This window comes from Streptomyces sp. MMBL 11-1 (genome assembly GCF_028622875.1).
In the GTDB taxonomy this organism is placed as follows: domain Bacteria; phylum Actinomycetota; class Actinomycetes; order Streptomycetales; family Streptomycetaceae; genus Streptomyces.
The window spans coordinates 4,807,800-4,834,538 of record NZ_CP117709.1 but is presented as its reverse complement, the minus strand read 5'-3'; the positions used below and the strand labels follow the sequence as shown (position 1 = coordinate 4,834,538).

At 71.2% G+C, this 26,739-nt stretch carries 27 protein-coding genes; 18 read left to right on the top strand and 9 right to left on the bottom strand.

The window, feature by feature from the left end:
* Positions 1 to 250: 250 nt before the first annotated feature.
* Entirely contained in the window at positions 251 to 1,429 is a 1,179-nt protein-coding gene (locus PSQ21_RS21400; protein WP_274032222.1) for a sensor histidine kinase, read from the top strand.
* A 154-nt stretch (positions 1,430 to 1,583) separates the two neighbouring features.
* Here the strand turns inward: PSQ21_RS21400 and tuf are convergent, their stop codons facing one another.
* The 6 genes from tuf to PSQ21_RS21370 all read right to left on the bottom strand — a co-directional run bounded on the left by tuf (position 1,584) and on the right by PSQ21_RS21370 (position 7,661).
* The gene (tuf, locus tag PSQ21_RS21395; protein ID WP_274032221.1) at positions 1,584 to 2,777 is read right to left on the bottom strand and encodes an elongation factor Tu; all 1,194 of its coding nucleotides are present in this window, start codon (positions 2,775 to 2,777) and stop codon (positions 1,584 to 1,586) included.
* Between the two features lie 157 nt (positions 2,778 to 2,934).
* Positions 2,935 to 5,064 carry an elongation factor G gene (gene fusA / locus PSQ21_RS21390; RefSeq protein WP_274032220.1) on the bottom strand — a complete coding sequence of 710 codons (2,130 nt, stop codon included), beginning with the start codon at positions 5,062 to 5,064 and terminating at the stop codon, positions 2,935 to 2,937.
* A gap of 38 nt (positions 5,065 to 5,102) precedes the next feature.
* A complete protein-coding gene (gene rpsG / locus PSQ21_RS21385; RefSeq protein WP_003966970.1) occupies positions 5,103 to 5,573 on the bottom strand; it encodes a 30S ribosomal protein S7 in 471 nt (156 codons plus the stop codon).
* A gap of 2 nt (positions 5,574 to 5,575) precedes the next feature.
* Positions 5,576 to 5,947, bottom strand: a complete 372-nt coding sequence (rpsL, locus tag PSQ21_RS21380) for a 30S ribosomal protein S12 (RefSeq protein WP_003948652.1) — start codon at positions 5,945 to 5,947, stop codon at positions 5,576 to 5,578.
* A 299-nt stretch (positions 5,948 to 6,246) separates the two neighbouring features.
* The gene (locus PSQ21_RS21375; protein ID WP_274032219.1) at positions 6,247 to 6,945 is read right to left on the bottom strand and encodes a hypothetical protein; all 699 of its coding nucleotides are present in this window, start codon (positions 6,943 to 6,945) and stop codon (positions 6,247 to 6,249) included.
* A gap of 260 nt (positions 6,946 to 7,205) precedes the next feature.
* A complete protein-coding gene (locus tag PSQ21_RS21370) occupies positions 7,206 to 7,661 on the bottom strand; it encodes a helix-turn-helix domain-containing protein (protein WP_274032218.1) in 456 nt (151 codons plus the stop codon).
* A gap of 196 nt (positions 7,662 to 7,857) precedes the next feature.
* Between PSQ21_RS21370 and PSQ21_RS21365 the strand changes: the two genes are divergently transcribed.
* Both PSQ21_RS21365 and PSQ21_RS21360 read left to right on the top strand, forming a co-directional pair.
* Positions 7,858 to 8,691 carry a hypothetical protein gene (locus PSQ21_RS21365; protein ID WP_274032217.1) on the top strand — a complete coding sequence of 278 codons (834 nt, stop codon included), beginning with the start codon at positions 7,858 to 7,860 and terminating at the stop codon, positions 8,689 to 8,691.
* Positions 8,688 to 8,891, top strand: a complete 204-nt coding sequence (locus PSQ21_RS21360) for a helix-turn-helix domain-containing protein (RefSeq protein WP_274032216.1) — start codon at positions 8,688 to 8,690, stop codon at positions 8,889 to 8,891. Before PSQ21_RS21365 ends, PSQ21_RS21360 begins: the two co-directional genes overlap by 4 nt.
* A gap of 62 nt (positions 8,892 to 8,953) precedes the next feature.
* Here the strand turns inward: PSQ21_RS21360 and PSQ21_RS21355 are convergent, their stop codons facing one another.
* Positions 8,954 to 9,259, bottom strand: coding sequence for a hypothetical protein (locus PSQ21_RS21355; RefSeq protein WP_274032215.1), 306 nt, complete (start codon positions 9,257 to 9,259; stop codon positions 8,954 to 8,956).
* A 302-nt stretch (positions 9,260 to 9,561) separates the two neighbouring features.
* On the opposite strand from PSQ21_RS21355, the gene PSQ21_RS21350 reads away from it, so the two are divergent.
* The 4 genes from PSQ21_RS21350 (at position 9,562) to PSQ21_RS21335 (ending at position 11,585) form a co-directional block, all read left to right on the top strand.
* Positions 9,562 to 9,972 (top strand): hypothetical protein, encoded by a 411-nt coding sequence (locus PSQ21_RS21350; RefSeq protein ID WP_274032214.1) that lies wholly within the window; start codon positions 9,562 to 9,564, stop codon positions 9,970 to 9,972.
* 254 nt (positions 9,973 to 10,226) lie between these two features.
* Positions 10,227 to 10,832: a phage tail tube protein gene (locus tag PSQ21_RS21345; protein WP_274032213.1), complete on the top strand. Its 606-nt coding sequence runs from the start codon at positions 10,227 to 10,229 to the stop codon at positions 10,830 to 10,832.
* 79 nt (positions 10,833 to 10,911) lie between these two features.
* Positions 10,912 to 11,202 (top strand): hypothetical protein, encoded by a 291-nt coding sequence (locus tag PSQ21_RS21340; protein ID WP_274032212.1) that lies wholly within the window; start codon positions 10,912 to 10,914, stop codon positions 11,200 to 11,202.
* A 65-nt stretch (positions 11,203 to 11,267) separates the two neighbouring features.
* Complete coding sequence (locus PSQ21_RS21335) at positions 11,268 to 11,585, top strand: hypothetical protein (protein WP_274032211.1); 318 nt, start codon at positions 11,268 to 11,270, stop codon at positions 11,583 to 11,585.
* A gap of 64 nt (positions 11,586 to 11,649) precedes the next feature.
* Here the strand turns inward: PSQ21_RS21335 and PSQ21_RS21330 are convergent, their stop codons facing one another.
* Positions 11,650 to 12,048, bottom strand: coding sequence for a hypothetical protein (locus PSQ21_RS21330; RefSeq protein ID WP_274032210.1), 399 nt, complete (start codon positions 12,046 to 12,048; stop codon positions 11,650 to 11,652).
* 44 nt (positions 12,049 to 12,092) lie between these two features.
* Between PSQ21_RS21330 and PSQ21_RS21325 the strand changes: the two genes are divergently transcribed.
* The 11 genes from PSQ21_RS21325 to PSQ21_RS21275 all read left to right on the top strand — a co-directional run bounded on the left by PSQ21_RS21325 (position 12,093) and on the right by PSQ21_RS21275 (position 22,723).
* Entirely contained in the window at positions 12,093 to 12,926 is an 834-nt protein-coding gene (locus PSQ21_RS21325; protein WP_274032209.1) for a hypothetical protein, read from the top strand.
* A gap of 113 nt (positions 12,927 to 13,039) precedes the next feature.
* The gene (locus PSQ21_RS21320) at positions 13,040 to 14,239 is read left to right on the top strand and encodes a phage tail protein (RefSeq protein ID WP_274032208.1); all 1,200 of its coding nucleotides are present in this window, start codon (positions 13,040 to 13,042) and stop codon (positions 14,237 to 14,239) included.
* Positions 14,236 to 15,519 carry a tape-measure protein gene (locus PSQ21_RS21315; RefSeq protein ID WP_274032207.1) on the top strand — a complete coding sequence of 428 codons (1,284 nt, stop codon included), beginning with the start codon at positions 14,236 to 14,238 and terminating at the stop codon, positions 15,517 to 15,519. Before PSQ21_RS21320 ends, PSQ21_RS21315 begins: the two co-directional genes overlap by 4 nt.
* Before the next feature lie 42 nt (positions 15,520 to 15,561).
* A complete protein-coding gene (locus PSQ21_RS21310) occupies positions 15,562 to 16,524 on the top strand; it encodes a phage tail protein (RefSeq protein ID WP_274032206.1) in 963 nt (320 codons plus the stop codon).
* Positions 16,525 to 16,584: 60 nt separating this feature from the next.
* Positions 16,585 to 17,787 (top strand): hypothetical protein, encoded by a 1,203-nt coding sequence (locus PSQ21_RS21305; protein WP_274032205.1) that lies wholly within the window; start codon positions 16,585 to 16,587, stop codon positions 17,785 to 17,787.
* An 8-nt stretch (positions 17,788 to 17,795) separates the two neighbouring features.
* Positions 17,796 to 18,902, top strand: coding sequence for a hypothetical protein (locus PSQ21_RS21300; protein ID WP_274032204.1), 1,107 nt, complete (start codon positions 17,796 to 17,798; stop codon positions 18,900 to 18,902).
* Between the two features lie 2 nt (positions 18,903 to 18,904).
* A complete protein-coding gene (locus PSQ21_RS21295) occupies positions 18,905 to 19,621 on the top strand; it encodes a hypothetical protein (protein WP_274032203.1) in 717 nt (238 codons plus the stop codon).
* A gap of 100 nt (positions 19,622 to 19,721) precedes the next feature.
* Positions 19,722 to 21,188 (top strand): phage tail protein, encoded by a 1,467-nt coding sequence (locus PSQ21_RS21290; protein ID WP_274032202.1) that lies wholly within the window; start codon positions 19,722 to 19,724, stop codon positions 21,186 to 21,188.
* 104 nt (positions 21,189 to 21,292) lie between these two features.
* Complete coding sequence (locus PSQ21_RS21285; RefSeq protein WP_274032201.1) at positions 21,293 to 22,219, top strand: peptidoglycan-binding protein; 927 nt, start codon at positions 21,293 to 21,295, stop codon at positions 22,217 to 22,219.
* Between the two features lie 19 nt (positions 22,220 to 22,238).
* Positions 22,239 to 22,466 (top strand): hypothetical protein, encoded by a 228-nt coding sequence (locus PSQ21_RS21280; protein WP_274032200.1) that lies wholly within the window; start codon positions 22,239 to 22,241, stop codon positions 22,464 to 22,466.
* Positions 22,463 to 22,723, top strand: a complete 261-nt coding sequence (locus PSQ21_RS21275) for a hypothetical protein (protein WP_003966993.1) — start codon at positions 22,463 to 22,465, stop codon at positions 22,721 to 22,723. Before PSQ21_RS21280 ends, PSQ21_RS21275 begins: the two co-directional genes overlap by 4 nt.
* An 87-nt stretch (positions 22,724 to 22,810) precedes the next feature.
* Here the strand turns inward: PSQ21_RS21275 and PSQ21_RS21270 are convergent, their stop codons facing one another.
* Entirely contained in the window at positions 22,811 to 26,710 is a 3,900-nt protein-coding gene (locus tag PSQ21_RS21270) for a DNA-directed RNA polymerase subunit beta' (protein WP_274032199.1), read from the bottom strand.
* Between the last annotated feature and the right edge of the window lie 29 nt (positions 26,711 to 26,739).

Genomic DNA, 26,739 nt, shown 5'->3' with positions numbered 1-26,739 from the left:
GCGACGAACCTTCCCAGGGTTGATCGGACGATATCTGCTCGGGCACGGTTGGCCACTCTCTGTTGTCGGACATGAACAGAGGTGATCCAAGCAAGCGGGCCGGGGCGGGAGAAGTGAAGATTTCACGTAGGCGCGGGAGTTCACTTGCCCTCCCTCTCGGCGGCATGGGGCCGTCGGCCTCCCGTACTCCCCGGTGCGGGACAATGGCCCGTACACGGATGGTGACGGGGAGAGAGGACCACGGGGGCGGATGAGCCGGCGCGCACGCGTGGGCGCGGGGGCGCCGCAGGGTTTCGGAGTGGCCGTCGGCGCACTGGCGGTCCTGGTGGTCGGGTCACTCGCGCTCGTCGCCCTGGAGGTGGCGTCCTCGCCGCTCGGCCGACGTACGGTGGTCGCCGGCCTGACGGTGCTGGTGCTGATGCCCGCGGTGATGCTGGGCCAGTACGCCCCGCCGCCGTACCGGCTGCCCTACCGCCGGCGGTGGGGGCTGCTGCTGGTCCAGGCGGCGCTGACCTACCTGCCGCTGCTGCTCTTCCACCACCGGTGGCTGAGCCTGCTGGGCTTTCTCGCCGGGGCCGTCCTGCTGACCCTGCCGCCGAACGCTTCCGTGCCGATCGCCCTGGCGGTGGGCCTCAGCGGCCCGGTGCTCTCCACGAGCGGTCTCATCACCACCGACCGCAGCCCGTTCAGCATCCTGCTCAGTACGGCGATCACCGCCAGCACCGTCTTCGCGGTCGCCCATCTGGCACTCCTCACGGCCCGGCTGGGCGCCAGCAGGGAGCACACCGCGCATCTGGCGGAGCAGCGGGAGCGGGCCCGGATGCGGCGGGACCTGCATGATCTGGTCGGCTCGTCACTGACGGCGATCGTGCTCCAGGGCGAGGTGGCGCTGCGCGGCGGTACGCCGGACTCCTCGTCGCCCGGACGCGAACGCGGTGCGCTGACCGAGATCATCGCCCTGGCCCGGCGGCTCCACGACGACGTGCGGTCGATCAGCCGACCGGACGGCGGTAACCCCTCCCTCTCCGACGAGCTCGCCCACGCCCAGCGGGTCCTGGCCGCCTCCGGAGTGGAGGTGCGGACCGTGCTGCCGCCGTGGGCCGAGCCCGATCCGGCGGTCGTGGGCTGTCTGCGCTTCGTGCTGCGCGAGGCGGTGGGCAATGTGCTCCAGCACAGCCGGGCCTCCTCCTGCGAGATCGCCCTGCGGGCGGAGGGCGGGGCGATCTCGCTCACCGTCCGCAACGACGGGGCCGCCGGGGCCGGGACAGCCGCCGTCGCCCCGGGGCGGCACGGCACAGGGCTGGCGGGGCTGGCCGGCCGGGTCCTCGCGCTGGGCGGCGCGTTCACCACCGCGTCCGAGGACGGGGTGTTCACGCTGACAGCGACCGTGCCGAGCGCCACGTCCGTGACGTACGCGCCCCACGCGTAGCCCACGAGTGGCCCGGGGCGCGGCCCCGCGGGCCCGGCGGTTCCGCGCAGGGTGGCAGACGGCGGCACACGGCGAAGGGCCCCGCACCTCCGAGGAGGTGCGGGGCCCTTCTGTGCGACTCAGTGAGCCACCAGGTCCAAGGACCAAGCAGAAACTACTTGATGATCTTGGTGACCTGGCCGGCGCCCACGGTCCGGCCACCCTCACGGATGGCGAACTTCAGGCCCTCTTCCATGGCGACCGGCTGGATCAGCGCGACGTCCATGAGGGTGTTGTCACCCGGCATGACCATCTCGGTGCCCTCGGGAAGGGTCACAACGCCCGTCACGTCCGTGGTACGGAAGTAGAACTGCGGGCGGTAGTTGTTGAAGAACGGGGTGTGACGGCCACCCTCGTCCTTCGACAGGATGTAGGACTGCGCCTGGAACTCGGTGTGCGGCGTGACCGAGCCGGGCTTGATGATGACCTGGCCGCGCTCGACGTCCTCGCGCTTGATGCCACGGAGGAGCAGACCGACGTTCTCACCGGCCTGGCCCTCGTCGAGCAGCTTGCGGAACATCTCGATGCCGGTGACCGTGGTGGTGGTCTTCTCGGTCTTGATACCGACGATGTCGACGGTCTCGTTGACCTTCAGGACACCACGCTCGATGCGGCCGGTGACGACCGTACCGCGACCGGTGATCGTGAAGACGTCCTCGATCGGCATGAGGAACGGCTTCTCGACGTCACGCTCGGGCTGCGGGATGGACTCGTCGACGGCCTTCATCAGGTCGAGGACGGTCTGGCCCCACTCCTTGTCGCCCTCGAGCGCCTTGAGCGCCGAGACCTTGACGACCGGAAGGTCGTCGCCCGGGAACTCGTACTCGGAGAGGAGCTCACGGACCTCGAGCTCGACGAGCTCCAGGATCTCCTCGTCGTCCACCATGTCGGCCTTGTTCAGGGCGACGACGATGTAGGGGACGCCGACCTGGCGGGCCAGGAGGACGTGCTCCTTGGTCTGCGGCATCGGGCCGTCGGTGGCGGCGACCACGAGGATGGCGCCGTCCATCTGCGCGGCACCCGTGATCATGTTCTTGATGTAGTCCGCGTGACCGGGGCAGTCGACGTGCGCGTAGTGACGCGACTCCGTCTGGTACTCGACGTGCGCGATGGAGATGGTGATACCGCGCTGGCGCTCTTCGGGAGCCTTGTCGATCTGGTCGAAGGCCGAGGCCTCGTTCAGCTCCGGGTACGCGTCGTGCAGCACCTTGGTAATGGCGGCCGTGAGGGTCGTCTTACCGTGGTCGATGTGACCGATGGTGCCGATGTTGACGTGCGGCTTAGTCCGCTCGAACTTTGCCTTCGCCACTGGGGTCCTCCTGAGTGGTTCTGTACGCCTTGCTTCATCGGCGCCAGGTGATCTTTGCTGGGGTGCCGGCGCCGGGGGCATTCCGCACAGTGCTGACGCGCTGTGCGGAATGCCCGCCCGGCTCCGGTGACAAGCCTAAAGCGTGAGCTCGGGAGAGTTACTCGCCCTTGGCCTTCGCGATGATCTCCTCGGCGACGTTCCGCGGAACCTCGGCGTAGGAGTCGAACTGCATCGAGTAGCTTGCGCGACCCGAGGTCTTGCTGCGGAGGTCTCCGACGTAGCCGAACATCTCCGAGAGGGGCACGAGGCCCTTCACGACGCGAGCGCCGCTGCGCTCCTCCATGGCCTGGATCTGGCCACGGCGGGAGTTGAGGTCGCCGATGACATCGCCCATGTAGTCCTCGGGCGTGGTGACCTCGACGGCCATCATCGGCTCGAGGAGCACGGGAGAGGCCTTGCGGGCACCCTCCTTGAACGCCTGCGAACCGGCGATCTTGAAGGCGAGCTCCGAGGAGTCGACCTCGTGGTAACCACCGTCGAGAAGGGTGACGCGGACGCCGACCATCTCGTAACCGGCCAGGATGCCGAACTGCATGGCTTCCTGAGCACCCGCGTCCACCGAGGGAATGTACTCACGGGGGATGCGGCCACCGGTGACCTTGTTGACGAACTCGTAGGAGGCGTCGCCACCCTCGATGGGCTCAAGGGCGATCTGCACCTTCGCGAACTGGCCGGTACCACCAGTCTGCTTCTTGTGCGTGAAGTCGATGCGCTCGACGGCCTTGCGGATCGTCTCGCGGTACGCGACCTGGGGCTTGCCGACGTTCGCCTCGACGCGGAACTCGCGCTTCATGCGGTCGACGAGCACCTCGAGGTGAAGCTCGCCCATACCACCGATGATGGTCTGGCCGGTCTCCTCGTCGGAGTGCACCTGGAAGGAGGGGTCCTCCTCCGAGAGGCGCTGGATGGCGACACCCAGCTTCTCCTGGTCGCCCTTGGACTTCGGCTCGATGGCGACCTGAATGACCGGCGCCGGGAAGTCCATGGACTCCAGGATGACCGGGTTCTTGTCGTCGCAGAGCGTCTCACCGGTGGTGGTCTGCTTGAGACCCATGACGGCGATGATGTCGCCGGCGCCCACCGATGCGATCTCCTCACGCTTGTTCGCGTGCATGCGGTAGATCTTGCCGATGCGCTCCTTCTTGCCCTTGACGGAGTTCAGCACCGCGGTGCCGGCCTCCAGGCGACCGGAGTAGATCCGGACGAAGGTGAGCTTGCCGAGGTGCGGGTCGCTCGCGATCTTGAACGCCAGGCCGGAGAACGGCTCGTCGTCCGAGGGCTTGCGCGCGATGACCTTCTCCGGGTCCTTCACGTCGTGGCCCTCGATGGCCTCGACGTCCAGGGGGGAAGGCAGGTAGCGCACGACCGCGTCGAGCAGGGGCTGGACGCCCTTGTTCTTGAACGCGGTGCCACAGAACACCGGGGTGACGGTGACGGAGTCGGCACTGCCCTTCGACGCCAGGGTGATGCGGCGGATCGCCTCGTGCAGCTGCTCCTGGGTGGGCTCGGTGCCCTCCAGGTACAGCTCCATCATGGCGTCGTCGTTCTCGGCCACGGCCTCCAGGAGCTTCCCGCGCCACTCGGCGGCGGACTCCTTGAGGTCGTCCGGGATCTCGACGGTGTTGTACATCTCGCCCTTGGCGGCCTCTTCGGGGTACACGAAGGCCTTCATCGACACGAGGTCGACGACGCCGGTGAAGTCCGCCTCGGCGCCGATGGGGAGCTGCATGACGATCGGGGTCGCGCCGAGGCGCTCCACGATCATGTCGACGCAACGGAAGAAGTCCGCACCGGTGCGGTCGAGCTTGTTGACGAAGCAGATACGCGGCACGCCGTAGCGGTCCGCCTGACGCCAGACGGTCTCGGACTGCGGCTCGACGCCGGCCACACCGTCGAACACGGTGACGGCGCCGTCGAGGACGCGGAGCGAACGCTCCACCTCGACGGTGAAGTCGACGTGACCCGGGGTGTCGATGATGTTGATGGTGTGGTCAACATCGTTGAGCGGCCAGTGGCAGGTCGTCGCGGCGGACGTGATCGTGATGCCGCGCTCCTGCTCCTGCTCCATCCAGTCCATCGTGGCAGCGCCGTCGTGGACTTCACCGATCTTGTAGCTCACACCGGTGTAGAAGAGGATCCGCTCAGTGGTGGTCGTCTTCCCCGCGTCGATGTGGGCCATGATCCCAATGTTGCGGACCTTGGCCAGGTCAAGCGAAGTGGTGGCCATGAGGCTCAATCTTCTCTCGGTCTCGATGGGGGTAGCGACTACCAGCGGTAGTGCGCGAAGGCCTTGTTGGACTCGGCCATCTTGTGGGTGTCCTCACGCTTCTTGACCGAAGCGCCGAGGCCGTTGGAGGCGTCGAGCAGTTCGTTCATGAGGCGCTCGGTCATGGTCTTCTCGCGGCGGGCGCGGGAGTAACCGACGAGCCAGCGCAGGGCGAGGGTGGAGGCGCGGCCGGGCTTGACCTCGATCGGCACCTGGTAGGTGGCGCCACCGACACGGCGGGACTTGACCTCGAGCGAGGGCTTGACGTTCTCAAGCGCGCGCTTCAGCGTGATGACCGGGTCGTTGCCGGTCTTCTCGCGGAGGCCTTCCATGGCGCCGTACACGATCCGCTCGGCGGTGGAACGCTTGCCGTCGAGGAGGATCTTGTTGATCAGCGAGGTGACAAGAGGAGAGCTGTAGACCGGGTCGATGATGACCGGGCGCTTCGGGGCGGGGCCCTTACGAGGCATTCTTACTTCTCCTTCTTGGCGCCGTAGCGGCTGCGGGCCTGCTTGCGGTTCTTGACACCCTGGGTGTCAAGGGAGCCGCGGATGATCTTGTAACGAACACCCGGCAGGTCCTTCACACGGCCACCACGCACGAGCACGATGGAGTGCTCCTGCAGGTTGTGTCCCTCACCCGGGATGTAGGCCGTGACCTCGATGCCCGAGGTCAGACGCACACGCGCGACCTTACGGAGCGCCGAGTTCGGCTTCTTCGGGGTGGTCGTGAACACACGCGTGCAGACGCCACGCCGCTGGGGCGAACCCTCGAGCGCGGGCGTCTTGTTCTTCTCGACCTTGTCCTGCCGGCCCTTCCGGACCAGCTGCTGGATCGTAGGCACTACTTCTCCGGTTTCTGTGTGCCGTTCGTGAAACTAACCTGGAACATCACCGACCCACGCGGTCGGGTGTGTCGAATACTGCGGACTCCCGCCCGAGGGGCGGCAGGGCACAGATTGCGGTGGCCAATGACGGACTCGCGGTGCGGTTGAGGACACACACCCGAGCCCAGGCACACCCCAGGCACAAGGCTTGAGCGTACCTACCTCACGGAGCTGGGTCAAAACAAATGCTGTCCACCCCCACGGGCCGGTGCCGCCCCGGCCGGCGGGGTGACCGGCGGCCGGGCCCGCCCACGCCGTCAGCGGGCTCCGTCGTCCGGCGGGACGGAGCCCCCGCCCTCGGCCGGCGGCCTGGCCGGCAGCCGCAGCCGCGACGCCGGGAGGGTGGGGATCGTCGGCACCCGGGAGTTGCGGCTCTTGGGTACGAGAGCGGGCTCGGGCCCGGCGCCGGCGCGCGGCGGGCGGGACGGCCGGGGTGCGGAGCCGGAACGCCGGTCGCTCTGGGGCCGGTCGGTCTGGGGCCGGTCGCGGCGCGGCTGCTCCTCGGCATCGCTCCGGCCGCCGTCCCGCACGGCGTCGCCGCGGCGCTCGCGCTCGCCGTCCCGGGGGAGGCCGCCCCCGCGGGCGCCAGGCGGTTCGCCCGCCCGGCCCTCCGACCGGAAGGGGATCACCGCCGCCCGCCCCGGCGCGCCGCCCACCAGCCGTAAGGTGCGCAGGCTCGCGGCCCTCGCCGCCTCGACGGCGGGCTCGAAGTGGTCGGCGGCGTCGCGCCAGCCGTGGGAGTACGCGCGCAGCTCGCGCCGCTCCAGCTCCGCCCGCAGCAGGACCACGACCTCGTGCGGTTCATGGGCGTCGAGGAGCCCGCCGAGTTCGGCCAGGAGGGCCGCGTACGTCTCCGGCGCCGGGCCTCCGGGCGGGGCGACACCGGCCGTCCCGGGTTCCGGGGGCGGGGCGGGGTCCTGAGCCGCGGACCGGGAGCGGTCTTCCCGCTCGGCCATGTGCCCCTCCTTGCCGTCCGCGCGAGACGCTCCGGACCGGGCAGGGCACCAAACGCGTTCACCGCGATCGCGCGATCGCTCCGCCCGGCGCACACCTGGCGGGGTACGTCCGCGCTGACTGTTCTTGGGCCTGCAGGGGCGGGGGGACAGGCCACGACATCTTACGGGCCGGAAGCGGAGGCGGGCTTCCCGGGCCGTCAGGACCGCCGGCCCCGCCCCGTCGGCCCCGCCCGACGGGGGCGGGCGGCGGAGCGCGGGCGTCAGTCGGACGCGAGCGGCGCCCGGCGCCCGGCGGCGACGGTGGCGGCCGCCACCGGATCGGGGAGGAACTGACCCGCGACCCGGACGAACATCTCGCGCTGGTCCGCCGGTACGCCCAGGGCCACAGCGGCCTCTTCCAGGGTGAGGGGACGGCCTCCGGCCGGGGGCGACCCCGCCGGGGCGGACGGCAGCGGCAGGTCCTCCTCGGTCAGGCGCCCGGAGCGGATGAGCATGTCGCGCACCGGGACCTGGAGCACCTGGGCGAGCCGCCGGGTGGTCTCCAGGTCGGGCATGCTCTGCCGCTGGAGAAGGCGGGTGATGGCGGCCCGGTGGACCCCGGCCTCGTCGGCGAGGCGGGACTTGCCGCCGCCGCGTGGACTGTCGATGTCGAAGCCGCGCCGACGGATCAGTTCCTCGATCCAGGTCGCGAAGCTGTCGAGTTCGCCCGTGGTCATGGGGCACTCGCCTCCCTCCGAAGCGGTGACCAGACTATCGCGCTTGCGCGCAAGGAATTACCCCGCATACCCATACCGTTTGGGCAAAATCTGTGGAGATAAGGGCCGCGGAGTCCTTGATTCCCCCTTGCGTGCGAGCGCGCAACATGCCAGTGTGCGGACCCGCAACACCTCTGCGTGGGGAGAAGGGATCGCCATGACCACACCGAACGCATCCACACCGATCACGCCGCAGCCCTCCGGGGCGCACACCACCGCACCGGGCCACGGGCCCGGCAACGGCAAGAGCGACAGCAACGGCAAGAGCGCCGGCACGGTCGCGGACGCCGCGCTCTGGATCGAGTTGCTGCTGCGTCAGTTTCCGGAACTGCTCGTCGAACTCGCCCCCGCCTACCGCTCCCCCTCCGCCCCGCGGGCGGCCTCCTCCGGCGCGCGGCCGGCCGCGGCGGGCCCGACCCGCGCCGAGCGCGAGGAGGCCCTGCGGGCCGAGCAGGCGCACGGGCTCACCCCGACCGGCTCCCGCACCTCCCCCGTACGGCTCCACATCTCCGACGCCGTACGCGACATCACGGATGGCGTGATCGAGCTGGACGAGGCCGTGCACGACCGGCTCCGGATGCCCCGCCCCCGCCGCGAGCAGGTCTCCGGGCGGCTGCTGCGTGTCGCGGGTCTGCTCGACCGGGCCGCCGCCGACGACGTGCTCCTCGAACACATCAGGGACGAGGCCCGCCGGATGGCCCGCCGCTGCACCCGGGCCCTGGGCGGCGCCGAACCGGTGGTGCGGGTGGGCGGCCGCTGCCCCTGGTGCGACTCGGTCTCGCTGCGGGCCTTCCCCGCGCGCCGGGCGGTGCTCTGCGTCAACCCGGCCTGCCGCTGCACGGACCGCGCCTGCGACTGCCGTACGGATCCGGCGCACCGGCACGCGTGGAGCGAGGGCGCCTGGGCGCGGCTCGCGGCGGAGTCCGGCGGTGAGCTCGACGAGCTCACCGCCTCGGCCGAGGACTCCGCGCGGCGGGAGGGGGCGCGATGACGGGCGCGACGCTGCTGACGGCCGAACTCGCCGCGCACGAGGCGGGGGTGAAGCCCGCGACGATCCGCAAGTGGGTCCAGCTGGGACACCTCGGCCCCGCCGGCCGACAGGGCCGGGCGCACGTGTTCCGTCTGGAGGACGTCTTCGCGGCGGAACGGGCGGCCCGGCGGAAGGGACCGGGGGCGCGTCGCCGGCCATGAGGCGCGCGAACGGAAAGGGAGGGGCGGCCCGTTACGGGCCGCCCCTCCCTTTCCGTTCGCGGCTACTCCTCGGGCGCGGTCGCCATGCGGAAGACCTGAGCCCCGCCCTCCGCTCCCCCGGACGCCAGCGCCACCGCCTCGCCCCAGCCGCTGCGGAACCCCCGCGTCTCCGCCTCGACGGCGATTCTCGCTCCGACCTTGCCGACGACGGCGGTGAGCGTGCGGGCGACGTCCGCGGTGTACGTACCCGCCTCTCCCGACTCCGCGGCCACCTCGACCGCCGCGGTCACGACATCGGCCAGCCGCTCCTGGGCACTGATCACCGGCTCACTCCCGTCCACCCGCTCCCCCGTTCCCTCGCTCCGCACGCTCGTCAGGGCGCTTCCTTCCGCAGAACCGCCGTCTCTCGAATGCCTGTTCGATAACCGCAGACTAACGCACCGCGTACGGGAGTGCGGGAGGTCGGAACAGGCCCACCTGCGCGTCGCCGGAGCGCGGACGACCCCGGAAGCGGAATCCGCAAAGTTGCGACTTCGCACTAAGAGGTTGCGCGCTCGCACGATCTCAGTCACGATAGATGCAGCGGCGGAGCTGCGCCCACCCTCCGGGCGCGGCTCCGCCGTCCGCGTTCTCCGACCTCACTTCCGCGAACAGGAGTGATCGCCCTGTCATGACCTCACCTCCGAGCACCTTCCCCGACGTGGAGGCCATCGTCGTGGAGCTCCTCTCCGACCGCGCCGATCTGGCGGACGCGGTGGTGGACGAGACTCCGCCGCCCGGCTTCGACGGCACGCAGAAGGCGGTGATCGTCTCCCGGCGCGGTGGCGCCTGGGTCGACGACCTCCACCTCGACCAGCCGCTCATCGAACTGGAGGCCTACGGGCCGGACAAGGCGACGGCGCACCGCCTGGCCAACTCCGCCCGGGCCGAACTGCTCGCCGCGGTGGGACGGCGGTACGGGACGGACATCGTGATCAGCGATGTCGTCGAGGCCGACGGCCCGCGCTGGCTGCCCGAGTACCTGCACCCCGCGGCCAACCGCTACCTCTGCGTCCTGCGCGTCTCCCTGCGGATCGGCTGACGCCGCAGACCCGCCGCCGTACACCTCCGAGGCCTACGCGCCCACCGTCGTACACCTCCGCGGCCGTACGCGCCCACCGCCGTACACCTCCGAGGCCGTACGCGCCCACCGCCGTACGGGCACCTCCCGTACGCCCCACAGACCAGGCCCTGCCGTCCGGCGGGGCCTTTGCCGTACCCGTGACGGCACGCACCACCCAGCCACCCATCCGCCCAGTCACCCACTCAGGGACCAACCACCTCAAGGAGTCATCCATGGCAGGCAACAACGCCTCCGAGATCCGCGTGGCCGGAACCGGCCGCATCCTCGTCGCCGAGATCGGCGCTCCTCTTCCGGACGCCTTCTCCGACAACCCGGCGGCCGACTGGGGGTCCGCCTGGACCGACCTCGGCTACACCTCCACCGATGGCGTGACCTTCGCGAAGAAGGACAAGCTGGACCCGGTCGAGACGTGGCAGTCCATCAGCCCGGCCCGGTTCGTCTACGCGGACCGCGACCTGACGCTGAAGTTCGCGATGCTCCAGTTCAACGAGGACACCCTGCCGTTCTTCCTCGGCGGCAAGTCCGCGGACATCCGCAAGGACGCCGCCGCGAGCGTCTTCCAGTTCGACGTCCCGGACGGGCCGACCTTCGACGAGCGGGCCCTCGGGCTGGAGTTCACGGACGGCGCGGAGGTCACGTACCGCTTCGTCATCCCGCGCGGCCAGGTGACCGCCACCGACGACATCAAGCTCGCCCGGAAGGCCGCCGCGATGCTCGGCGTCACCTTCACCGCGCTCTCGCCGGGTGACGGCTCGGCGCTCGCCACCTTCGTCATGAAGGACGCGGCCTACACGGTGCCGACGGTCCCGGCCCCGTGACACCCCCGGGGCGGGGCCGGTCGACACCGGCCCCGCCCCGGCTCCCGCCTTCCCCCCATACCTGAACGGAGAAACCCGCATGGCAACCTTCGACGTGAACGCGGCACGCGCCCAGCGCCTGGAGGCGCTCGGCCGCACCTGGTCCTTCGAGCTGGACGACGACACCTTCGAACTGCCCACCGAGCTGACGCGCGCCACCGCCACCGCGCTGCGCTCGCTGGACGACAACGACGTGGACGGACTGCTGCGACTCCTGCTCGGCGAGGAGCAGTTCGGCCGCTTCGAGCAGCACGAGATCACCATGCAGGACATCGCCGCGCTCCTGGAGGCGTACGGCAAGGAGACCGGGCTCGGCCTGGGGGAAGGCTGAGCCTCGACGCGTTCGTCACCGAACACGCCGAGGCCCTCGAAGCCGACCTGCTGCGGCATTACGGCGTGGACCTGCTGGACTGGCACCGCGGCCGGCTGACCTCACGCCGGCTCGCGGTGCTGGTCAAGCACATGCCGCGCGACAGTGCCGTCTCCCGGGAACTCGACGGCGACGGCGCGGAGTGGACCGTGTCCGACTATCTGCTCGCCGCGGCGGTGGACCATCTCGCCGCCGCCAACTGGATGTTCGCCTCGGTCAACACGGACGAGGACTCCGATCCGCCGGAAGCGCCGGTGCCGGTGCCGAGGCCGGGGGACGCGGCAGCCGCTCCCGAGGAACCAGTGGCGCCCAGCCCGGGAGACCTCCTGCGGTTCTTCGCGTGAGCGGGGCACCCGCCCGTCACCGGCACGGCAGACGGCGCCGGACCCGGGCGGACCGGGCCCGTGGTCAGAAGAAGCCGACCAGCCGGACGGCTGCCCACACGACCGCGGTGACGAGGAACACGACCAGGACGCCGCACGCCACGAGCATGGCGGGCCGGAGGCCGTACCGCGCGTCGTTCCGACGGGGCTTGCGGGGGTCGTAGACGATCGGCCCGGCCCCCCCTTCGTTGCCGCGCCAGTCCTCGGGGCCGAGGTGCGCGTTACACCGGTACTGCTTCCCGTCCACCGTGAACGTCGCGCCGGACCGTTGCTCCGGATCGTCCCCGACGACGGCCACTCCTCGCAGGGAGAGCACCGCCAGCCGGTAGGCGTTCCAGAGCAGCGCCAGAGCGACCGGCGAACAGAGCACCACGATCAAGAGATACGGCAAAGGGTGCGACTGGTAATAGGAGTGGCCTATCACGCTTTGCTCCTCCGGAACTCATTGCCCATCAGAAAGGGGACATCATGGCCATTCCGCCGGAACCGTCCGGAGCGTCGGAGGCCCCTCTGTCAGCCGCCAGTATGACGGCCATCATCAACCGCCATACGGAAGAGATCGCGGCGCTCAAGGCCCCGCTCACCTTCTCCGGTCTTCCGCAGTCCATCGACCCCACGGAGAACTGGAAAGACCTCACATCATCTCATCAGAAACTCTACTGGAGCCTCCAGGGCGTCAAGGTGGATGTGGAGGTCCTGGCCCTGAGCCTGGCCGGGCTCAGCATCGCGGGCACGCAGGTGCTGAGGCTCAGCTGGTTCACCGACACCGTTCTCAGCTCACTGTGGCAACGGATCCTGAACTCCGTCGAGCGACGACGCCGCCTGGGGCCCGTGGTGAGAGCCCTCGCGCCCAACTCCGAGATCCAGCAGCACGCCATCACCCGGCTGACGGAGAGGACCGGCCGGCACGAAACCCGCATCGGGGGGCACACGGAAACCCTTCGGACACTCGGCCGCACGTCCGAGACGCTGCGGGACACCGTGGGCCGGGCCCGGCGTCTCGCCGAGAGCGCCGTGACCAAGGCCGACCGCACCAGCACCGCCGTGGGCCGGCAGGTCGGCGCCCTGCGCGGTGATCTCGGCCGGGCGCGCCAGGTCGCCGACAGGGCGCTCGTCCGGGCGGACTCCGCCCACCGGCGGATCGACGGTGCCGACACGGGACGCCGGAACCGGCGCGCGGACGTCGCGGCCGTCGGTACGTCGCGGACGGACGGCCCGGACCCGCGCAGGCTCAGGGAGGCCGGCGAGCAGATCCGGCAGCTGGAGGCGCGGGTCAACGGCCTTGTCCGCGCGCTGAGCTGAGACACGGCCGGTGAACACGGGCCCCGGCCGACGCCCTTCGCACGTCGTGCGACCGGGCCCGGGGTCCACCTCTTCCACCATCAGCGAGAAACGCGAGAAAGGAGAAGCCCACCATGTCTCTTGTGCAGTCCCTGGGTCGGGCCGGCGGCTCCCTCAAAGGCTTCAAGACCCAGACGGAGAGCGCAGCCCGGGCCGCCGGCGGCCTTTCCTCCAAGGCGCTCGCCGGAGACCGCGGGCTCAAGAGGATCCGGGCCTCCGCCCAGTCCTCCGCCCGCGAGCTGACCTCCGTCCAGCGCGCCGCCGACAAGGCCGGGCGGTCCCTCGCCAAGACCGGCACCACCGCGAAGAAGAGCGGTACACAGATCGGCACGTTCAAGTCCGGCGCCGACAAGGCGTCCAAGGGCATGAACGGTCTCAACAAGTCGATGAGGGGGAACATCGTCGGGCAGCTGCTCTCGCTGCTCGCCCCGCTCATCGAGAAGGTCGTCGACATGGCGGCCCGTTCAAAGACCCTGCAGAAGGTGCTGAAGGTCGCCTTCGGCGCGATCAAGAAGGTCATCAGCGCGGTCATGAAGGCGGTCGGGCCGATCATGTCCAAGGCAGGCGCCCTGATGAAGTCGGTCTGGAACGGCATCAAGAAGGCCGTGACCGTGGTCATCAAGGCCGTCGCCGGCGTCATCACGAAGAACTTCAACGCCTGGCGCAAGATCATCACGACGGTGATGAACGCGGTCCGGGGCGTGATCTCCAGCGTCTGGAACGGGATCAAGAGAGTCATCACCCCGGTCGTCAACTGGATCCGGAACACCGTTCCCCAGGCCTTCAGCCGGGTCAAGGAACGGCTCTCCAGCATCTGGGGCGGGCTCCAGTCCATCGCGAGCCGGGCCTTCGGCCGGATCACGGGGGCGGTGAAGGGCCCCATCAACGCGGTGATCCGTCTGATCAACTCAGCGATCGGCAGCCTCAACCGCATCAAGGTCTCCATCCCCGGCTGGGTTCCGGGCGTCGGCGGCAAGAGCTTCGGCATCAGCCTGCCGAGGATCCCGCAGCTCGCGGCGGGCGGCATCGTGCAGCCGCGCAACGGCGGGGTGCACGCCATCGTCGCCGAGGCCGGTGAGGCCGAGGCCGTCCTGCCGCTCTCCAAGCTGGACCGGCTGCTGCGCCACACCGCGCGCCGCTCCCGGGCGGACGCCTTGAACGCCACGGCCGGTGCGGTCGCCGGCTTCCAGATCGAGAACTACTACGAGGCGTCCTCCGCCGACCTCCAGGAGACCGCCACCGCCCTGCTGTTCCTCTCCAAGGCCCGCGGATGAGCGCCGCGGCGATCAGGCCGGGCGCCGACCCTCTCGCGGGGGTGACCGGCGCGCTCGCCTCCTTCCGCACCCAGCTCGTCGCGGCGGGCACGTCGCTCCGGGCGGCGCTGCGCGCGGTCGACCGGGCCGCAGCCGCCGCCCTCGGGATCAGGTCCGGTGCGTCCGCCGCCGCCCCGGCCGCACGACGGTTGACGACCGGGGCGGACGCGGCGGGCACGTCGTTGTCCGGCACCGGCCGCACCGCCGGGGTCACGGCGACCCGGCTCCGCGCCGGCGGCGGCAAGGTCCGCCCCGTCGCCGCCTCGCTCGGTTCCGTCTCCGCCGGCACCGCCGCCTTCGGAGGGGTCGCCGGGACCCTGGGCAAGGGCGCCGGCACGGTCTCCAAGCTGATGGGGTTCTTCGGCGGCGCCCTCACCGTCGGCGCCGGCGCGATGATGGCCGTCAATGTGGCGATGCGAGCCAACCCGTTCGGGTTCGTTCTCGGTCTGATCATGCCGCTCGCGGGTTTCCTCATCGAGTACGCGCTCAGCTCACAGACCGGCCAGAAGATCATGAAGCAGGTCTTCGACCAGGTGCTGAAGGTCTTCCGGACGATCGGCACGTTCCTCGGGCCGGTCCTGCAGGCCTACCTCGCCGTGATCTCCGCGCAGTTCAGGGCCGTACGCACGATCATCACGGCGGTCGTCGGGGGCGTCGGCGCGGCCCTGTCCCGCGGCTTCCACGGCACCCGCACCGCCGTCACCTCGGCGACCCGCGCGGTCACCGGGCTGATCAGCCGGACCTGGAACGGCTTCCGCAGGGCGATCCAGCCCACCCTGGACTGGATCACCAAGCGGATCCCCGCGATGTTCACCCGGGTCAGGAACGCCACCTCCTCGGCCCTGGGCGCCATCGGCGGTTTCCTGTCCACCGGCATGCAGGGCGTCATGGCCGCCGTCACCGGTCCGGTCAAGGCCCTGATCGCGTTCGCCAACTGGGTCATCGACGGCCTCAACAGGCTGAGCTTCTCCATCCTCGGCAAGAAGTTCGGCGTGGACCTGCCCAAGATCCCGCAGCTCGCCGAGGGAGGCGTGGTCCAGCCGGGCGGGGGCCCCTCGCCCGTACGGCCGCTGTCGGCGCTGGACCGGCTGCGCCCCGCCGAGGAGGCCCCGGCGGCCGGTCTCCGGTCCGGCCCGCCCGCTCCGGGGCGGGCCCGGCTGCACACCTATCACGCGGCCGGACGGGGCGGCCCCCTCGCCATCGCCTCCGACCTGCTGTTCCTGCGCGGAGCGGCGGCATGAGCCCCCATCCACCCCATGAATGAAGCGAGGTGACGGCCCCTCATGGCCGCGACCACAACCGCATACGCGTATGAGACCGCACCCGGCTCACTGATCACCCGCGACGGGCAGATCCAGTGGGCCGGACTGCTGATGGGCCCCGGTACCCCGTACGAGATCGACCGCACCGGCGTCACGGGCTGGGACGACCTGCCGGTGCTCGACACCGGTGACGTCTCCCGCCCCGACCGGCACGGCGCCTGGCCCGGCTCGCAGTGGGCGCAGCCCCGGCTCGTCGGGGCGACCGTCTGGCTGCTGCCCCGCACCACCGAGGACGCCCGGGGCGTGGCCGCCGGCTTCCGGGACGCGACCGGCGCGGACGCCGGCGAGGACTGGCTGGCGGTGCGGCTGCACGGGGAGACCCTCGCCGTACGGGCCCGGGTCAGTCGGCGGGTCGTCCCGCAGGACCGTTCCTTCGTGGTGCACGGCACCTCGAAGGCCAGCCTCCAGTGGACCGCGACCGACCCCCGCCGCTTCGGCTCCGTGCTCCGGCAGGCCCGCGCCTTCCTGCCGGTGGCCGAACCGGGGCTGCTCTGGCCCCAGGCCGCCGACGCCGGACTCGGCCTGCGGTGGCCGCTGGACTGGGGCGCCCCGGACCCGGCGGACGGCGGTGCCAACGCCACGGGAACCTGCACCGCCCTCAACGAGGGATCGGCGACGGCCCACCCGCTGATCGAGTTCCGCGGGCCGGTCCGGCGCCCGACCCTGACCCGGCTCACCGACGGCAAGCAGCTCCAGTACGACATCGTGCTCGGCCCCCAGGACGTCCTGGGCGTCGACACCGAGGCCGGCACCGTCCTGCTCAACCAGAACGCCTCCCGCCTCTACACCGCGGCCCCGGCCTCCGCCCCCGAGCAGCTGTTCGGGCTGGCTCCGGGCACGACGGAGCTGGCGTTCCGCTCCCACGACGCCACCCCCGACCCGCGGGCCTCCGTCACCGTCCGGTGGCGCGACGCCCACTGGTGAGACCACGGGGCTCCGGCCCCGCCGAGACATCCCACCCGCTCCGCTCCCAGGAGGACTTCCATGCCCGTACGCAGCGCCTGGCTGATCAACCGCACCGAGACCGAATCCGGCCAGTCCCGGGCCGACACCCGCCTCGCACCGGTCGGAACCATGGCCCCGACCGGGGCCCTCACCAGCGCCGGGGGCGTGATCCCCGGCTCCGAGAACGGCGCGCACCTGATGTCCGCGCTGTACGTGTACGGCGAGGTCGCGGGCATGCGGGCCACCGTCGCCCCGGGCCGCGCCGTGATCCAGGGCCGGGGGCCGGCCGGGGCCTACCCGGTCGTCCTCACCGACTACACCGAGGTCGCCTTCGACGACGGCAACGCCTCCAACCCCCGGATCGACGTGGTGGTCCTGCGGGTCCTCGACGCCCAGTTCGACGACGAGGACGGCCGTACCGAGGCCGTTCTGGAGGTCGTCCAGGGCGCGCCGGCCGCGTCGCCGGAGCCGCCGCGCCTCCCGCCCACCTCCCTCCCCCTCGCCCAGGTCCGGATCCCGGCCGGTGCCTCCGCCGGGACCGGCGGCATCGACTGGGCCAACGCCGTCTACGACCTGCGGGTCCCCACGGTGGCCGTCGGCGGCATCCTCGCGGAGTCCTGGGCCCGCGACGTCCCCGGCGGATACGTCGGCCAGTACCGGGACACCGTCACGGATTACCAGCGCTGGGACGGCACCCGCTGGGTCGGCTACCCGCGCCAGATCGGCGGCATCGCCCCGCAGGGCGCGCTCGCGACCGGGGAGTACACCGGCCAGTACCGCGACGAGGGCGGGCGGCTCCAGCGCTGGGACGGCACCGTCTGGCGGCCCGCCGTCACCGCGTCCGCCTGGGCGAACAACACCGACGGCGGGTACTGCGACTCCACCGCCTGGGTGGAGGCGGTCAGCGACACCACCGGCCCCACCATCACGGCGACGTTCACCGTCCCGGTCTCCGGCGCGGTCTTCGTGACGCTGGGCTTCCTGGGGAACACCGGGGTCGATGGCCAGTGGTGCCGGATGAGCGCCAACATCCGCAAGGACGGGGTCCTGGTCTCCCCGGCCCACGAGACCCGTTCGGCGGGCGTCGGGTCCAAGGCGCCGACCTCGGTGTCGGCCACCTTCCGCGTCACGGGTCTCCAGCCGGGCGCCGTCCACACGGCCGTCTCCGCCTACTGCACCTCCGCCACCAGCAACCGGGGCTGGTTCGACAACCGCTTCATCCGCGTCGACCCGGTCCTGTGAGGCAGCCGATGAGCCCTGCCTCCCCCGCCCCCGTCTACCGGGCCCTCTTCTGCGACCTGCGCACCGACCGCCTGCTGGACGTCCTGCCCCTGACGGAGACCAAGTTCGACGACTTCATCGGCAAACCGGGCTCCCTCACCGCCACCGTCCCGCTCCCCCAGGGGGCGCTCGCGGCCCGGGCCCGGGCCGCGCTCCAGCCCGGCCGCACCGCGGTCTGGCTGGAGCGGGACGGGGACATCTGGTGGGGCGGCGTCCTGTGGACCTGCACCCCGGCCTCCGACGAACAGGGCCGGCTCACCGTGCAGTTCCAGGCCGGAACGTTCGACTCCTACCTGGACCACCGCATTCTGAGCCAGGACCTGACCGGCACCGGGCTGGACCAGTTCGACATCGCCCGCACGCTCGTCGCCCACGCCCAGGAGCAGCCGGGCGGCGACATCGGCATCAGCCTCGGCCACGAGCGGTCGGGCGTCGTACGGGACTACGCCCACGCCTACTCGGCGCTCGCCCGGGTCCGCGAACTGCTCGACAAGCTCGGGCAGTTGAACGACGGCTTCGAGTGGCGCATCCACTGCTACCGGGACGCCGCGGGCAACCGGGTCAAACGTCTCCAGCTCGGCCACCCGCAGATCAGGACCGGCCACAACGACATCGTGCTGGACCACCCCGGGCCCGTCCTCACCTACAGCCTGCCCACCGACTCGACCGTCCAGGCGAACGTCTGGGTGGCCCGCGGCGAATCGGCCAACACCGACCAGTCCCAGGGGTCCGAGCCGCTGACGGTCGCCGAGGAACTCCCCGGCGAACTCGCCCAGGGCTGGCCCCGGCTGGAGCTCACCTCCGACCACGGCGGGGTGAGCGACGGGGCGACCCTGCGCTCACTGGCCCGCGCCGAGCTGTCCCGGCAGCGCCGGCCCGAGGTCATCCCGGAGCTGACCGTACGGCTCGACGGGCGGATCACCCCCGCCCTGCTCGGCGCCCGCATCCGGCTGCGCGTCCACGACCTGTGGCACCACGAGGGGCTCGACGCGCACTACCGGATCGTCGGCATGGCCGTCACCCCGCCGCAGCGCACCAAGCAGGAGACAGCCGTTCTCTACCTGGAAGGAGCCTGACCGTGGCGATCATCCCCACCGACCTGCTCGACCGCATCCGCGCCCTGGAACGCCAGGTCAGGGAGCTGATGGGCAGCGCCAACACCACCCCGGCGCAGAACAGCATCGTGGGCGGCGAGGTCGTCATCGGTGAGCGCGGCCGGCTGCGGGTACGCACCGCGGGCGACCAGGACCTCCTGTACCTGGGCCGGGTCCATCCCGACCGGGACGAGGACACCCCGCAGCAGGGGCTGGTCGTCCGCCGCGACGACGGCTCGCTGGCGCTGACCGTCTGGACCGGGGCGCCCGACACCCTGCCGGTCCAGGCGGTGCAGATCCTGGACCGCCGGGGCAACGCCGTCGTCGCCGACGACACCGTACGGGGAGGTCTCGCCCGCCCCTACATCCCGTTCGCGCTCCCGGCCCCCGTGGACACGGCCCGCTGGGAGTCCACCGGCGCCACCGCCTGGACCACGCTCCACCGGGGCCCCGGCCTCGTCCAGCATCCCCGGCTGCACTGCCGGATAGCCGCGGAGGGCGACGCGGGCGGCGAGGTACGGCTCCTCGTGGACGGCGACCAGGTGGGCCCGGTCGGCGGCCCCGGGGCGGGGCTGGTGCTCACGGAGCGGATGGCGGCGGACTACGGGGCGACGGTGACGTTCGAGATCCAGGCCCGGGTCACGACCCCCGGCACGACGATCCGCTGCCGCCCGCTGACGCTGTACGGCCTGGAGTCCTGACCCCTCCCCGAACCGCATCCGCCCCACCGAACCACGCCCGTCCGGCCGGACCCCCTCACGCCCGGCCGGACGGGCCGCCCACCTCACCCAAGGAGTTTTCGTGCTGCCACCGAGCATCCCGACCGTCACCCTCACCGCCCGCTACCTCACCCCCGACGGCCGCCCCATGAGCGGCACCGTCGACTTCCGCCCGCCCGCGCTGCTCACCCACGCCGGGGAGGACCTCTTCCTGGGCGGCCCCACGCGCGCCACGCTCGACGCCGAGGGCCGGCTCCAGGTCGTCCTGCCCGCCACCGACGGCCCGGGCTGGAACCCGGCGGTGTGGACGTACACCGTCACCGAGCGGCTCTCCGGCCTCGGCCGCGGCAGCCGCAGCTACCAGATCGCGCTGAGCGCCGGCCACCCCACCGTCGACCTCGCCGACATCGCCCCGGCCGACCCGGCCACCCCGCAGTACGTCGCCGTACCCGGCCCGGCGGGCCCGCCGGGCGAGCTCGGCCCGCAGGGGCCGGCCGGCCCGGCCGGAACCGTGCACTCGGTCAACGGGAAGTCCGACCCGGACATCGTCCTGAGCGCCGCCGACGTCTCCGCGGTCGCCGCCGACCGCGTCGGCGCCCCCGGCGGTGTCGCCTCCCTCGGCGCCGACGGCCTGGTCCCGTCCGCCCAGCTCCCGGCCGGCGGCGGCGCCGTGGCCTCGGTCAACGGCCAGACCGGCGACGTGCTCCTCGCCGCCTCCGATGTGGGGGCCCTGTCCCAGGCGGCGGGCGACGCCCGCTACCTGGCCATCGACGGCTCCCCCGTCACCTCGGTCAACGGCCGCACCGGCCCGGTCGTCCTGACCGCGTCCGACGTCTCCGCCGTGGCGAGCGGCGACGCGGTGCTGCTCACCGGCAACCAGACCATCGACGGCACGAAGACCTTCACCGCACCGCCGGTCACGACCGCTTCCCCCGCCACCGCCGACCACCTCGCCCGCCGGGGCTACGTGGACGCGGTCTCCTCGGCGGGGACCTGGTCCCCGTCCGCCGTCGGGTTCGCCGGGTGGGCCTTCGACCCGGCGTGCGGTTCCGCCTCGACCCCGCAGTACTGCATCAACGGCTGGGTCTACCTCATCGGCATCCCGCTGCACGCACCCAAGCTCGTGAAGAACATCGCCTTCTACGTCCCGGGGTACGGGGGCGGCACCCTGGGCGCCGCCTCCTACGCGGGGCTCTACACGAGCGCCGGGGCCCGCGTCGGGGTGACCGCCTCGCTGAACACGCTGATCCCCAAGACCGAGGGCCAGACGGTGATCTGCCCGCTCACCGTCCAGTACAACGCGGCCCCGGGCAACTACTGGGTGGGCCTGGTGATCAACGGCCCCAACCCCACCAACGGCGGCCCCGCCTTCCTGCGCGGCTCCAGCGTGGGCCAGGCCCCGGGCGGCAGCGCCCGGATGCCGGGGTACTTCGTCCGCCACGGCCGCCTCGGCGTCACCGGCCAGACCTCCCTGCCCACCAGCTTCAACCCGAGCGTGCAGAACACCGTCGTCGCCGACTCCAACGCCATCTGGGCCGCGCTGTCCTGACCCCACCCCCCCGGGCCCGCACGCCGAGCCCCGTACCCACCACGCCCCACCGGGTACGGGGCTCCGCCGGGCCCTGTACCCGTACACCGGAAGGACCGCCACCCGTGGCCACACCACTCACCGCCGGCCGACTGCTCGCCGCGCTGCACGCCGAAGGCGTCACCGTCGTCGAGCATCCGGGCTGGCGCACCCACGACCGCAACCACAAAGGTGCCTGGGGCCCCGTGAACGGGGTGATGATCCACCACACCGTCAGCAGCGGAAGCGCCGCCTCCGTCGCCCTCTGCCGCGACGGCTACGCCTCCCTCCCCGGCCCGCTCTGCCACGGCGTCATCGACAAGGCCGGCACCGTCCACCTGATCTCGGCCGGCCGCGCCAACCACGCGGGCGGCGGCGACCCGGAGGTGCTCCGGCGCGTCGTCGCGGAGGACTACGGCGACCGGCCGCCCGCCCCGCGCGCCCACGACGGCAGCGCCGGAGCGGTCGACGGCAACGCCCGCTTCTACGGATTCGAGTGCGTGAACCTCGGCGACGGCAAGGACCCCTGGCCCGCCGCCCAGCTCGACGCGATCGAACGCGCGTCGGCCGCGATCTGCCGGGCCCACGGCTGGAGCGCCCGCTCCGTCATCGGCCACGCGGAGTGGTCGGCGGCCAAGATCGACCCGCGCGGCTTCACCATGCCGTCGATGCGCACCCGCGTCACCAACCGCCTGGCCGCCCCGGCCCGGCCGCCCGCCCGGCCCTCGAAGCCCGGCACCCCCACCACCCCCCGCTACCAGCCCTTCCCCGGGGCCGCCTTCTTCACCTCCCGCCCCACCTCCCCCGTCGTCACCGCGATGGGCCGGCGGCTGGCTGCCGAGGGGTGCGCCTCGTACGCCGTCGGCCCCGGCCCCCGCTGGACCGAGGCCGACCGCCGCTCCTACGCCGCCTGGCAGCGCAAGCTCGGCTTCCGGGGCGCCGAGGCCGACGGCTGGCCGGGCCGCACGTCCTGGAACGCGCTGAAGGTCCCGTACACCGCGAAGAAGCCGTAGCCGAGTTGAGGAGCCTGCCATGTCCGACGCCGCCCGGCGTACCGCCCGTACCGTCCTGCAGACGGCCCTCGCCCTTGCCGTGCTCCTGCCCGCACTCGTGGACGCGTCCGGCGTCCCCGCGACCCTGCCCCGGGTCGCCGGGGCCCTGGCCGTCGCGGGGGCGGTGACGCGGGTGATGGCCCTGCCGGGCGTCCAGATCCTGCTGCCGCCCTGGCTGCGCACCGACCCGCCGGAGGGCCGCCCATGACCGACACCGACCCGAACAACCCGGTGGCCGTCGCCCTGGAGCTGGAGCGGATGCGCGGCAGCCTGGAGGCCGGCTTCGCCCGCGCCGACGGCCAGCTGGCGCTGCTGGTGCAGCGCAGCGACCAGACCGACAAGCAGCTCGCCGACCACGAGGCCCGGCTGGATCTGCTGGAGCGGTCCCGGTGGCCGCTGGCGAGCATCGCCGCGCTCACCGCGACCGCCGGGGTCGCCATCGCCGTGTGGGAGACGCTCCGCTGAGCGGCCGGCCCCGCACACGCCGGAGGGCGGCCACCCCGTTGCGTACGGGATGACCGCCCTCCGGTCGTTCAGGCGAAAGCCACTCGCCTACTGGTTGTACGGACCGTAGTCGTAGTCCTCCAGCGGGACGGCCTGGCCGGAGCCGGTGCCGAACGGCGAGTAGTCGATGTCGTCGTAGCCGACGGCCGAGTACATCGCGGCCTTGGCCTCCTCGGTCGGCTCGACCCGGATGTTGCGGTAGCGGGACAGACCCGTACCGGCCGGGATGAGCTTACCGATGATGACGTTCTCCTTGAGGCCGATCAGGGAGTCCGACTTGGCGTTGATCGCCGCGTCGGTGAGGACCCTGGTCGTCTCCTGGAAGGACGCCGCCGACAGCCACGACTCGGTGGCGAGCGAGGCCTTGGTGATACCCATCAGCTGCGGACGGCCGGAGGCGGGGTGACCGCCCTCGGTGACCACACGACGGTTCTCGGTCTCGAACTTCGACCGCTCGACCAGCTCGCCCGGAAGCAGCTCCGCGTCGCCGGACTCGATGATCGTCACGCGGCGGAGCATCTGCCGGATGATGATCTCGATGTGCTTGTCGTGGATCGACACGCCCTGCGAGTTGTAGACCTTCTGGACTTCGCCGACCAGGTGGACCTGGACCGCACGCTGGCCGAGGATGCGCAGCACGTCGTGCGGGTTGGTCGCACCGACGGTGAGCTTCTGGCCCACCTCGACCGGGTCGCCCTCGCCCACGAGCAGACGGGCACGCTTCGAGATCGGGAACGCCGTCTCGTCGCTGCCGTCGTCCGGGGTGACGACGAGCTTCTTGGTCTTCTCGGTCTCCTCGATCCGCACGCGGCCCTTGGCCTCGGAGATCGGGGCGACACCCTTGGGCGTACGGGCCTCGAAGAGCTCGACGACTCGGGGCAGACCCTGGGTGATGTCGTCACCGGCCACACCACCGGTGTGGAAGGTACGCATCGTCAGCTGGGTGCCGGGCTCACCGATGGACTGGGCGGCGATGATGCCGACCGCCTCACCGATGTCGACCAGCTTGCCGGTGGCGAGCGAGCGTCCGTAGCAGAAGGCACAGGTGCCGACCGCGGACTCACAGGTCAGGACCGAGCGGGTCTTGACCTCCTCGACGCCGGCGCCCACCAGGGCGTCGATCAGGACGTCACCGAGGTCGACGTTGGCAGGCGCGATGACCTTGCCGTCCACCACGACGTCCTCGGCGAGCATGCGGGCGTAGACCGAGGTCTCGACGTCCTCCGTCTTGCGGAGCACGCCGTCGGCGCCCTTGACCGCGATCTTCAGCTTGAGGCCGCGGTCGGTGCCGCAGTCCTCCTCGCGAATGATCACGTCCTGCGAGACGTCCACCAGACGACGGGTCAGGTAACCCGAGTCGGCGGTACGCAGGGCGGTGTCCGCCAGACCCTTACGGGCACCGTGCGTGGAGATGAAGTACTCCAGAACGGTGAGGCCCTCGCGGAAGGACGCCTTGATGGGACGGGGGATCGTCTCGTTCTTGGCGTTCGACACCAGACCACGCATACCCGCGATCTGACGCATCTGCATCATGTTTCCTCGGGCACCCGAGTCGACCATCATGAAGATGGGGTTCGTCTTCGGGAAGTTCGCGTTCATCGCCTCGGCGACCTCGTTGGTCGCCTTGGTCCAGATCGCGATGAGCTCCTGCGTGCGCTCGTCCTTGGTGATCAGACCGCGCTCGTACTGCTTCTGGACCTTCTCGTCCTGCTCCTCGTAGCCCTTGACGATGGCCTTCTTGGCCTCGGGCACGACGATGTCGGAGACGGCCACGGTGACGCCCGAACGGGTCGCCCAGTGGAAGCCCGCCGCCTTCAGGTTGTCGAGCGTCGCCGCCACGATGACCTTGGGGTAGCGCTCGGCCAGGTCGTTGACGATCTCGGAGAGCTGCTTCTTGCCCACCGAGTAGTCGACGAACGGGTAGTCCTCGGGCAGCAGCTCGTTGAAGAGCGCGCGGCCCAGGGTGGTCCGCAGCCGGAAGGTGTCGCCGGGCTGGTACTCCGGCTCGCCCTCCTCGGCGACCGGCGGCACCCAGCCACGCGGCGGCATGGTGCCGACCGGGAAGCGGATGTCTACCTTCGCCTGGAGCGACAGCTCGCGGGCGTCGAAGGCCATGGTGGCCTCGGCCGTGGAGCCGAACGCGCGGTCCGCGCCCTTGACGTCGCGGCCCTCGTCGTCCGTGGTGAGGAAGAAGAGGCCCAGCACCATGTCCTGGGTCGGCATGGTGACGGGACGGCCGTCGGCCGGCTTCAGGATGTTGTTCGAGGACAGCATCAGGATGCGGGCCTCGGCCTGCGCCTCCGCGGAGAGCGGCAGGTGCACGGCCATCTGGTCACCGTCGAAGTCCGCGTTGAACGCGGTGCAGACGAGCGGGTGGATCTGGATGGCCTTGCCCTCGACCAGCTGCGGCTCGAAGGCCTGGATGCCGAGGCGGTGCAGGGTGGGCGCACGGTTCAGCAGCACCGGGTGCTCGGCGATGACCTCTTCGAGGACGTCGTACACGACGGTGCGGCCACGCTCGACCATGCGCTTGGCCGACTTGATGTTCTGCGCGTGGTTCAGGTCCACCAGGCGCTTCATCACGAACGGCTTGAAGAGCTCCAGCGCCATCGCCTTCGGCAGACCGCACTGGTGCAGCTTGAGCTGCGGACCGACGACGATCACGGAACGCGCGGAGTAGTCCACGCGCTTGCCGAGGAGGTTCTGACGGAAACGGCCCTGCTTGCCCTTGAGCATGTCGCTCAGGGACTTCAGGGGCCGGTTGCCGGGACCGGTGACCGGGCGACCGCGGCGGCCGTTGTCGAACAGCGCGTCGACGGCCTCCTGCAGCATCCGCTTCTCGTTGTTCACGATGATCTCGGGGGCGCCGAGGTCGAGGAGACGCTTGAGGCGGTTGTTGCGGTTGATCACACGGCGGTACAGGTCGTTCAGGTCGGAGGTCGCGAAGCGGCCACCGTCCAGCTGCACCATCGGACGCAGGTCCGGCGGGATGACCGGCACGCAGTCGAGCACCATGCCCTTGGGCTTGTTGCTGGTCTGCAGGAACGCGGAGACGACCTTGAGGCGCTTGAGCGCGCGGGTCTTCTTCTGGCCCTTGCCGGTGCGGATGATCTCGCGGAGGCGCTCGGCCTCCTCGTCGAGGTCGAAGGACTCCAGGCGCTTCTGGAGCGCCGCGGCGCCCATGCAGCCGTCGAAGTACGTGCCGAAGCGGTCACGCAGCTCGCGGTAGAGCAGCTCGTCGCCCTCCAGGTCCTGGACCTTGAGGTTCTTGAAGCGGCTCCACACCTCGTCGAGGCGGTCGATCTCGCGCTGCGCACGGTCGCGCAGCTGCTTCATCTCCCGCTCGGCGCCTTCGCGCACCTTGCGGCGCACGTCCGCCTTGGCGCCCTCGGCCTCCAGCTCGGCCAGGTCGGTCTCGAGCTTCTTGGCGCGGGCCTCCAGGTCGGAGTCGCGGCGGTTCTCGGTCTGCTGGCGCTCGACGGAGACGTGGGCCTCCAGGGACGGCAGGTCGCGGGTACGACGCTCCTCGTCCACGAACGTGATCATGTACGCGGCGAAGTAGATGACCTTTTCCAGGTCCTTCGGCGCGAGGTCCAGCAGGTACCCGAGGCGCGAGGGAACGCCCTTGAAGTACCAGATGTGGGTGACGGGAGCGGCAAGCTCGATGTGGCCCATCCGCTCACGACGCACCTTGGCGCGCGTGACCTCGACGCCGCAGCGCTCACAGATGATGCCCTTGAAGCGGACACGCTTGTACTTGCCGCAGTAGCACTCCCAGTCCCGGGTCGGACCGAAGATCTTCTCGCAGAAGAGTCCGTCCTTCTCGGGCTTGAGCGTGCGGTAGTTGATGGTCTCCGGCTTCTTCACTTCGCCGTGCGACCAGGTCCGGATGTCGTCCGCGGTGGCAAGGCCGATCCGCAGCTCGTCGAAGAAGTTGACGTCGAGCACTTGTCGTCAATCCCTCTTTCGGGGTCTCG

Coding starts and splice junctions, on each gene's coding strand:
- PSQ21_RS21400 (WP_274032222.1), top strand. CDS start 251: ATGAGCCGGCGCGCACGCGTGGGCGCGGGGGCGCCGCAGGGTTTCGGA.
- fusA (WP_274032220.1), bottom strand. CDS start 5,064: ATGGCCACCACTTCGCTTGACCTGGCCAAGGTCCGCAACATTGGGATC.
- rpsG (WP_003966970.1), bottom strand. CDS start 5,573: ATGCCTCGTAAGGGCCCCGCCCCGAAGCGCCCGGTCATCATCGACCCG.
- PSQ21_RS21375 (WP_274032219.1), bottom strand. CDS start 6,945: ATGGCCGAGCGGGAAGACCGCTCCCGGTCCGCGGCTCAGGACCCCGCC.
- PSQ21_RS21370 (WP_274032218.1), bottom strand. CDS start 7,661: ATGACCACGGGCGAACTCGACAGCTTCGCGACCTGGATCGAGGAACTG.
- PSQ21_RS21365 (WP_274032217.1), top strand. CDS start 7,858: ATGACCACACCGAACGCATCCACACCGATCACGCCGCAGCCCTCCGGG.
- PSQ21_RS21360 (WP_274032216.1), top strand. CDS start 8,688: ATGACGGGCGCGACGCTGCTGACGGCCGAACTCGCCGCGCACGAGGCG.
- PSQ21_RS21350 (WP_274032214.1), top strand. CDS start 9,562: ATGACCTCACCTCCGAGCACCTTCCCCGACGTGGAGGCCATCGTCGTG.
- PSQ21_RS21345 (WP_274032213.1), top strand. CDS start 10,227: ATGGCAGGCAACAACGCCTCCGAGATCCGCGTGGCCGGAACCGGCCGC.
- PSQ21_RS21340 (WP_274032212.1), top strand. CDS start 10,912: ATGGCAACCTTCGACGTGAACGCGGCACGCGCCCAGCGCCTGGAGGCG.
- PSQ21_RS21325 (WP_274032209.1), top strand. CDS start 12,093: ATGGCCATTCCGCCGGAACCGTCCGGAGCGTCGGAGGCCCCTCTGTCA.
- PSQ21_RS21320 (WP_274032208.1), top strand. CDS start 13,040: ATGTCTCTTGTGCAGTCCCTGGGTCGGGCCGGCGGCTCCCTCAAAGGC.
- PSQ21_RS21315 (WP_274032207.1), top strand. CDS start 14,236: ATGAGCGCCGCGGCGATCAGGCCGGGCGCCGACCCTCTCGCGGGGGTG.
- PSQ21_RS21310 (WP_274032206.1), top strand. CDS start 15,562: ATGGCCGCGACCACAACCGCATACGCGTATGAGACCGCACCCGGCTCA.
- PSQ21_RS21305 (WP_274032205.1), top strand. CDS start 16,585: ATGCCCGTACGCAGCGCCTGGCTGATCAACCGCACCGAGACCGAATCC.
- PSQ21_RS21300 (WP_274032204.1), top strand. CDS start 17,796: ATGAGCCCTGCCTCCCCCGCCCCCGTCTACCGGGCCCTCTTCTGCGAC.
- PSQ21_RS21280 (WP_274032200.1), top strand. CDS start 22,239: ATGTCCGACGCCGCCCGGCGTACCGCCCGTACCGTCCTGCAGACGGCC.
- PSQ21_RS21275 (WP_003966993.1), top strand. CDS start 22,463: ATGACCGACACCGACCCGAACAACCCGGTGGCCGTCGCCCTGGAGCTG.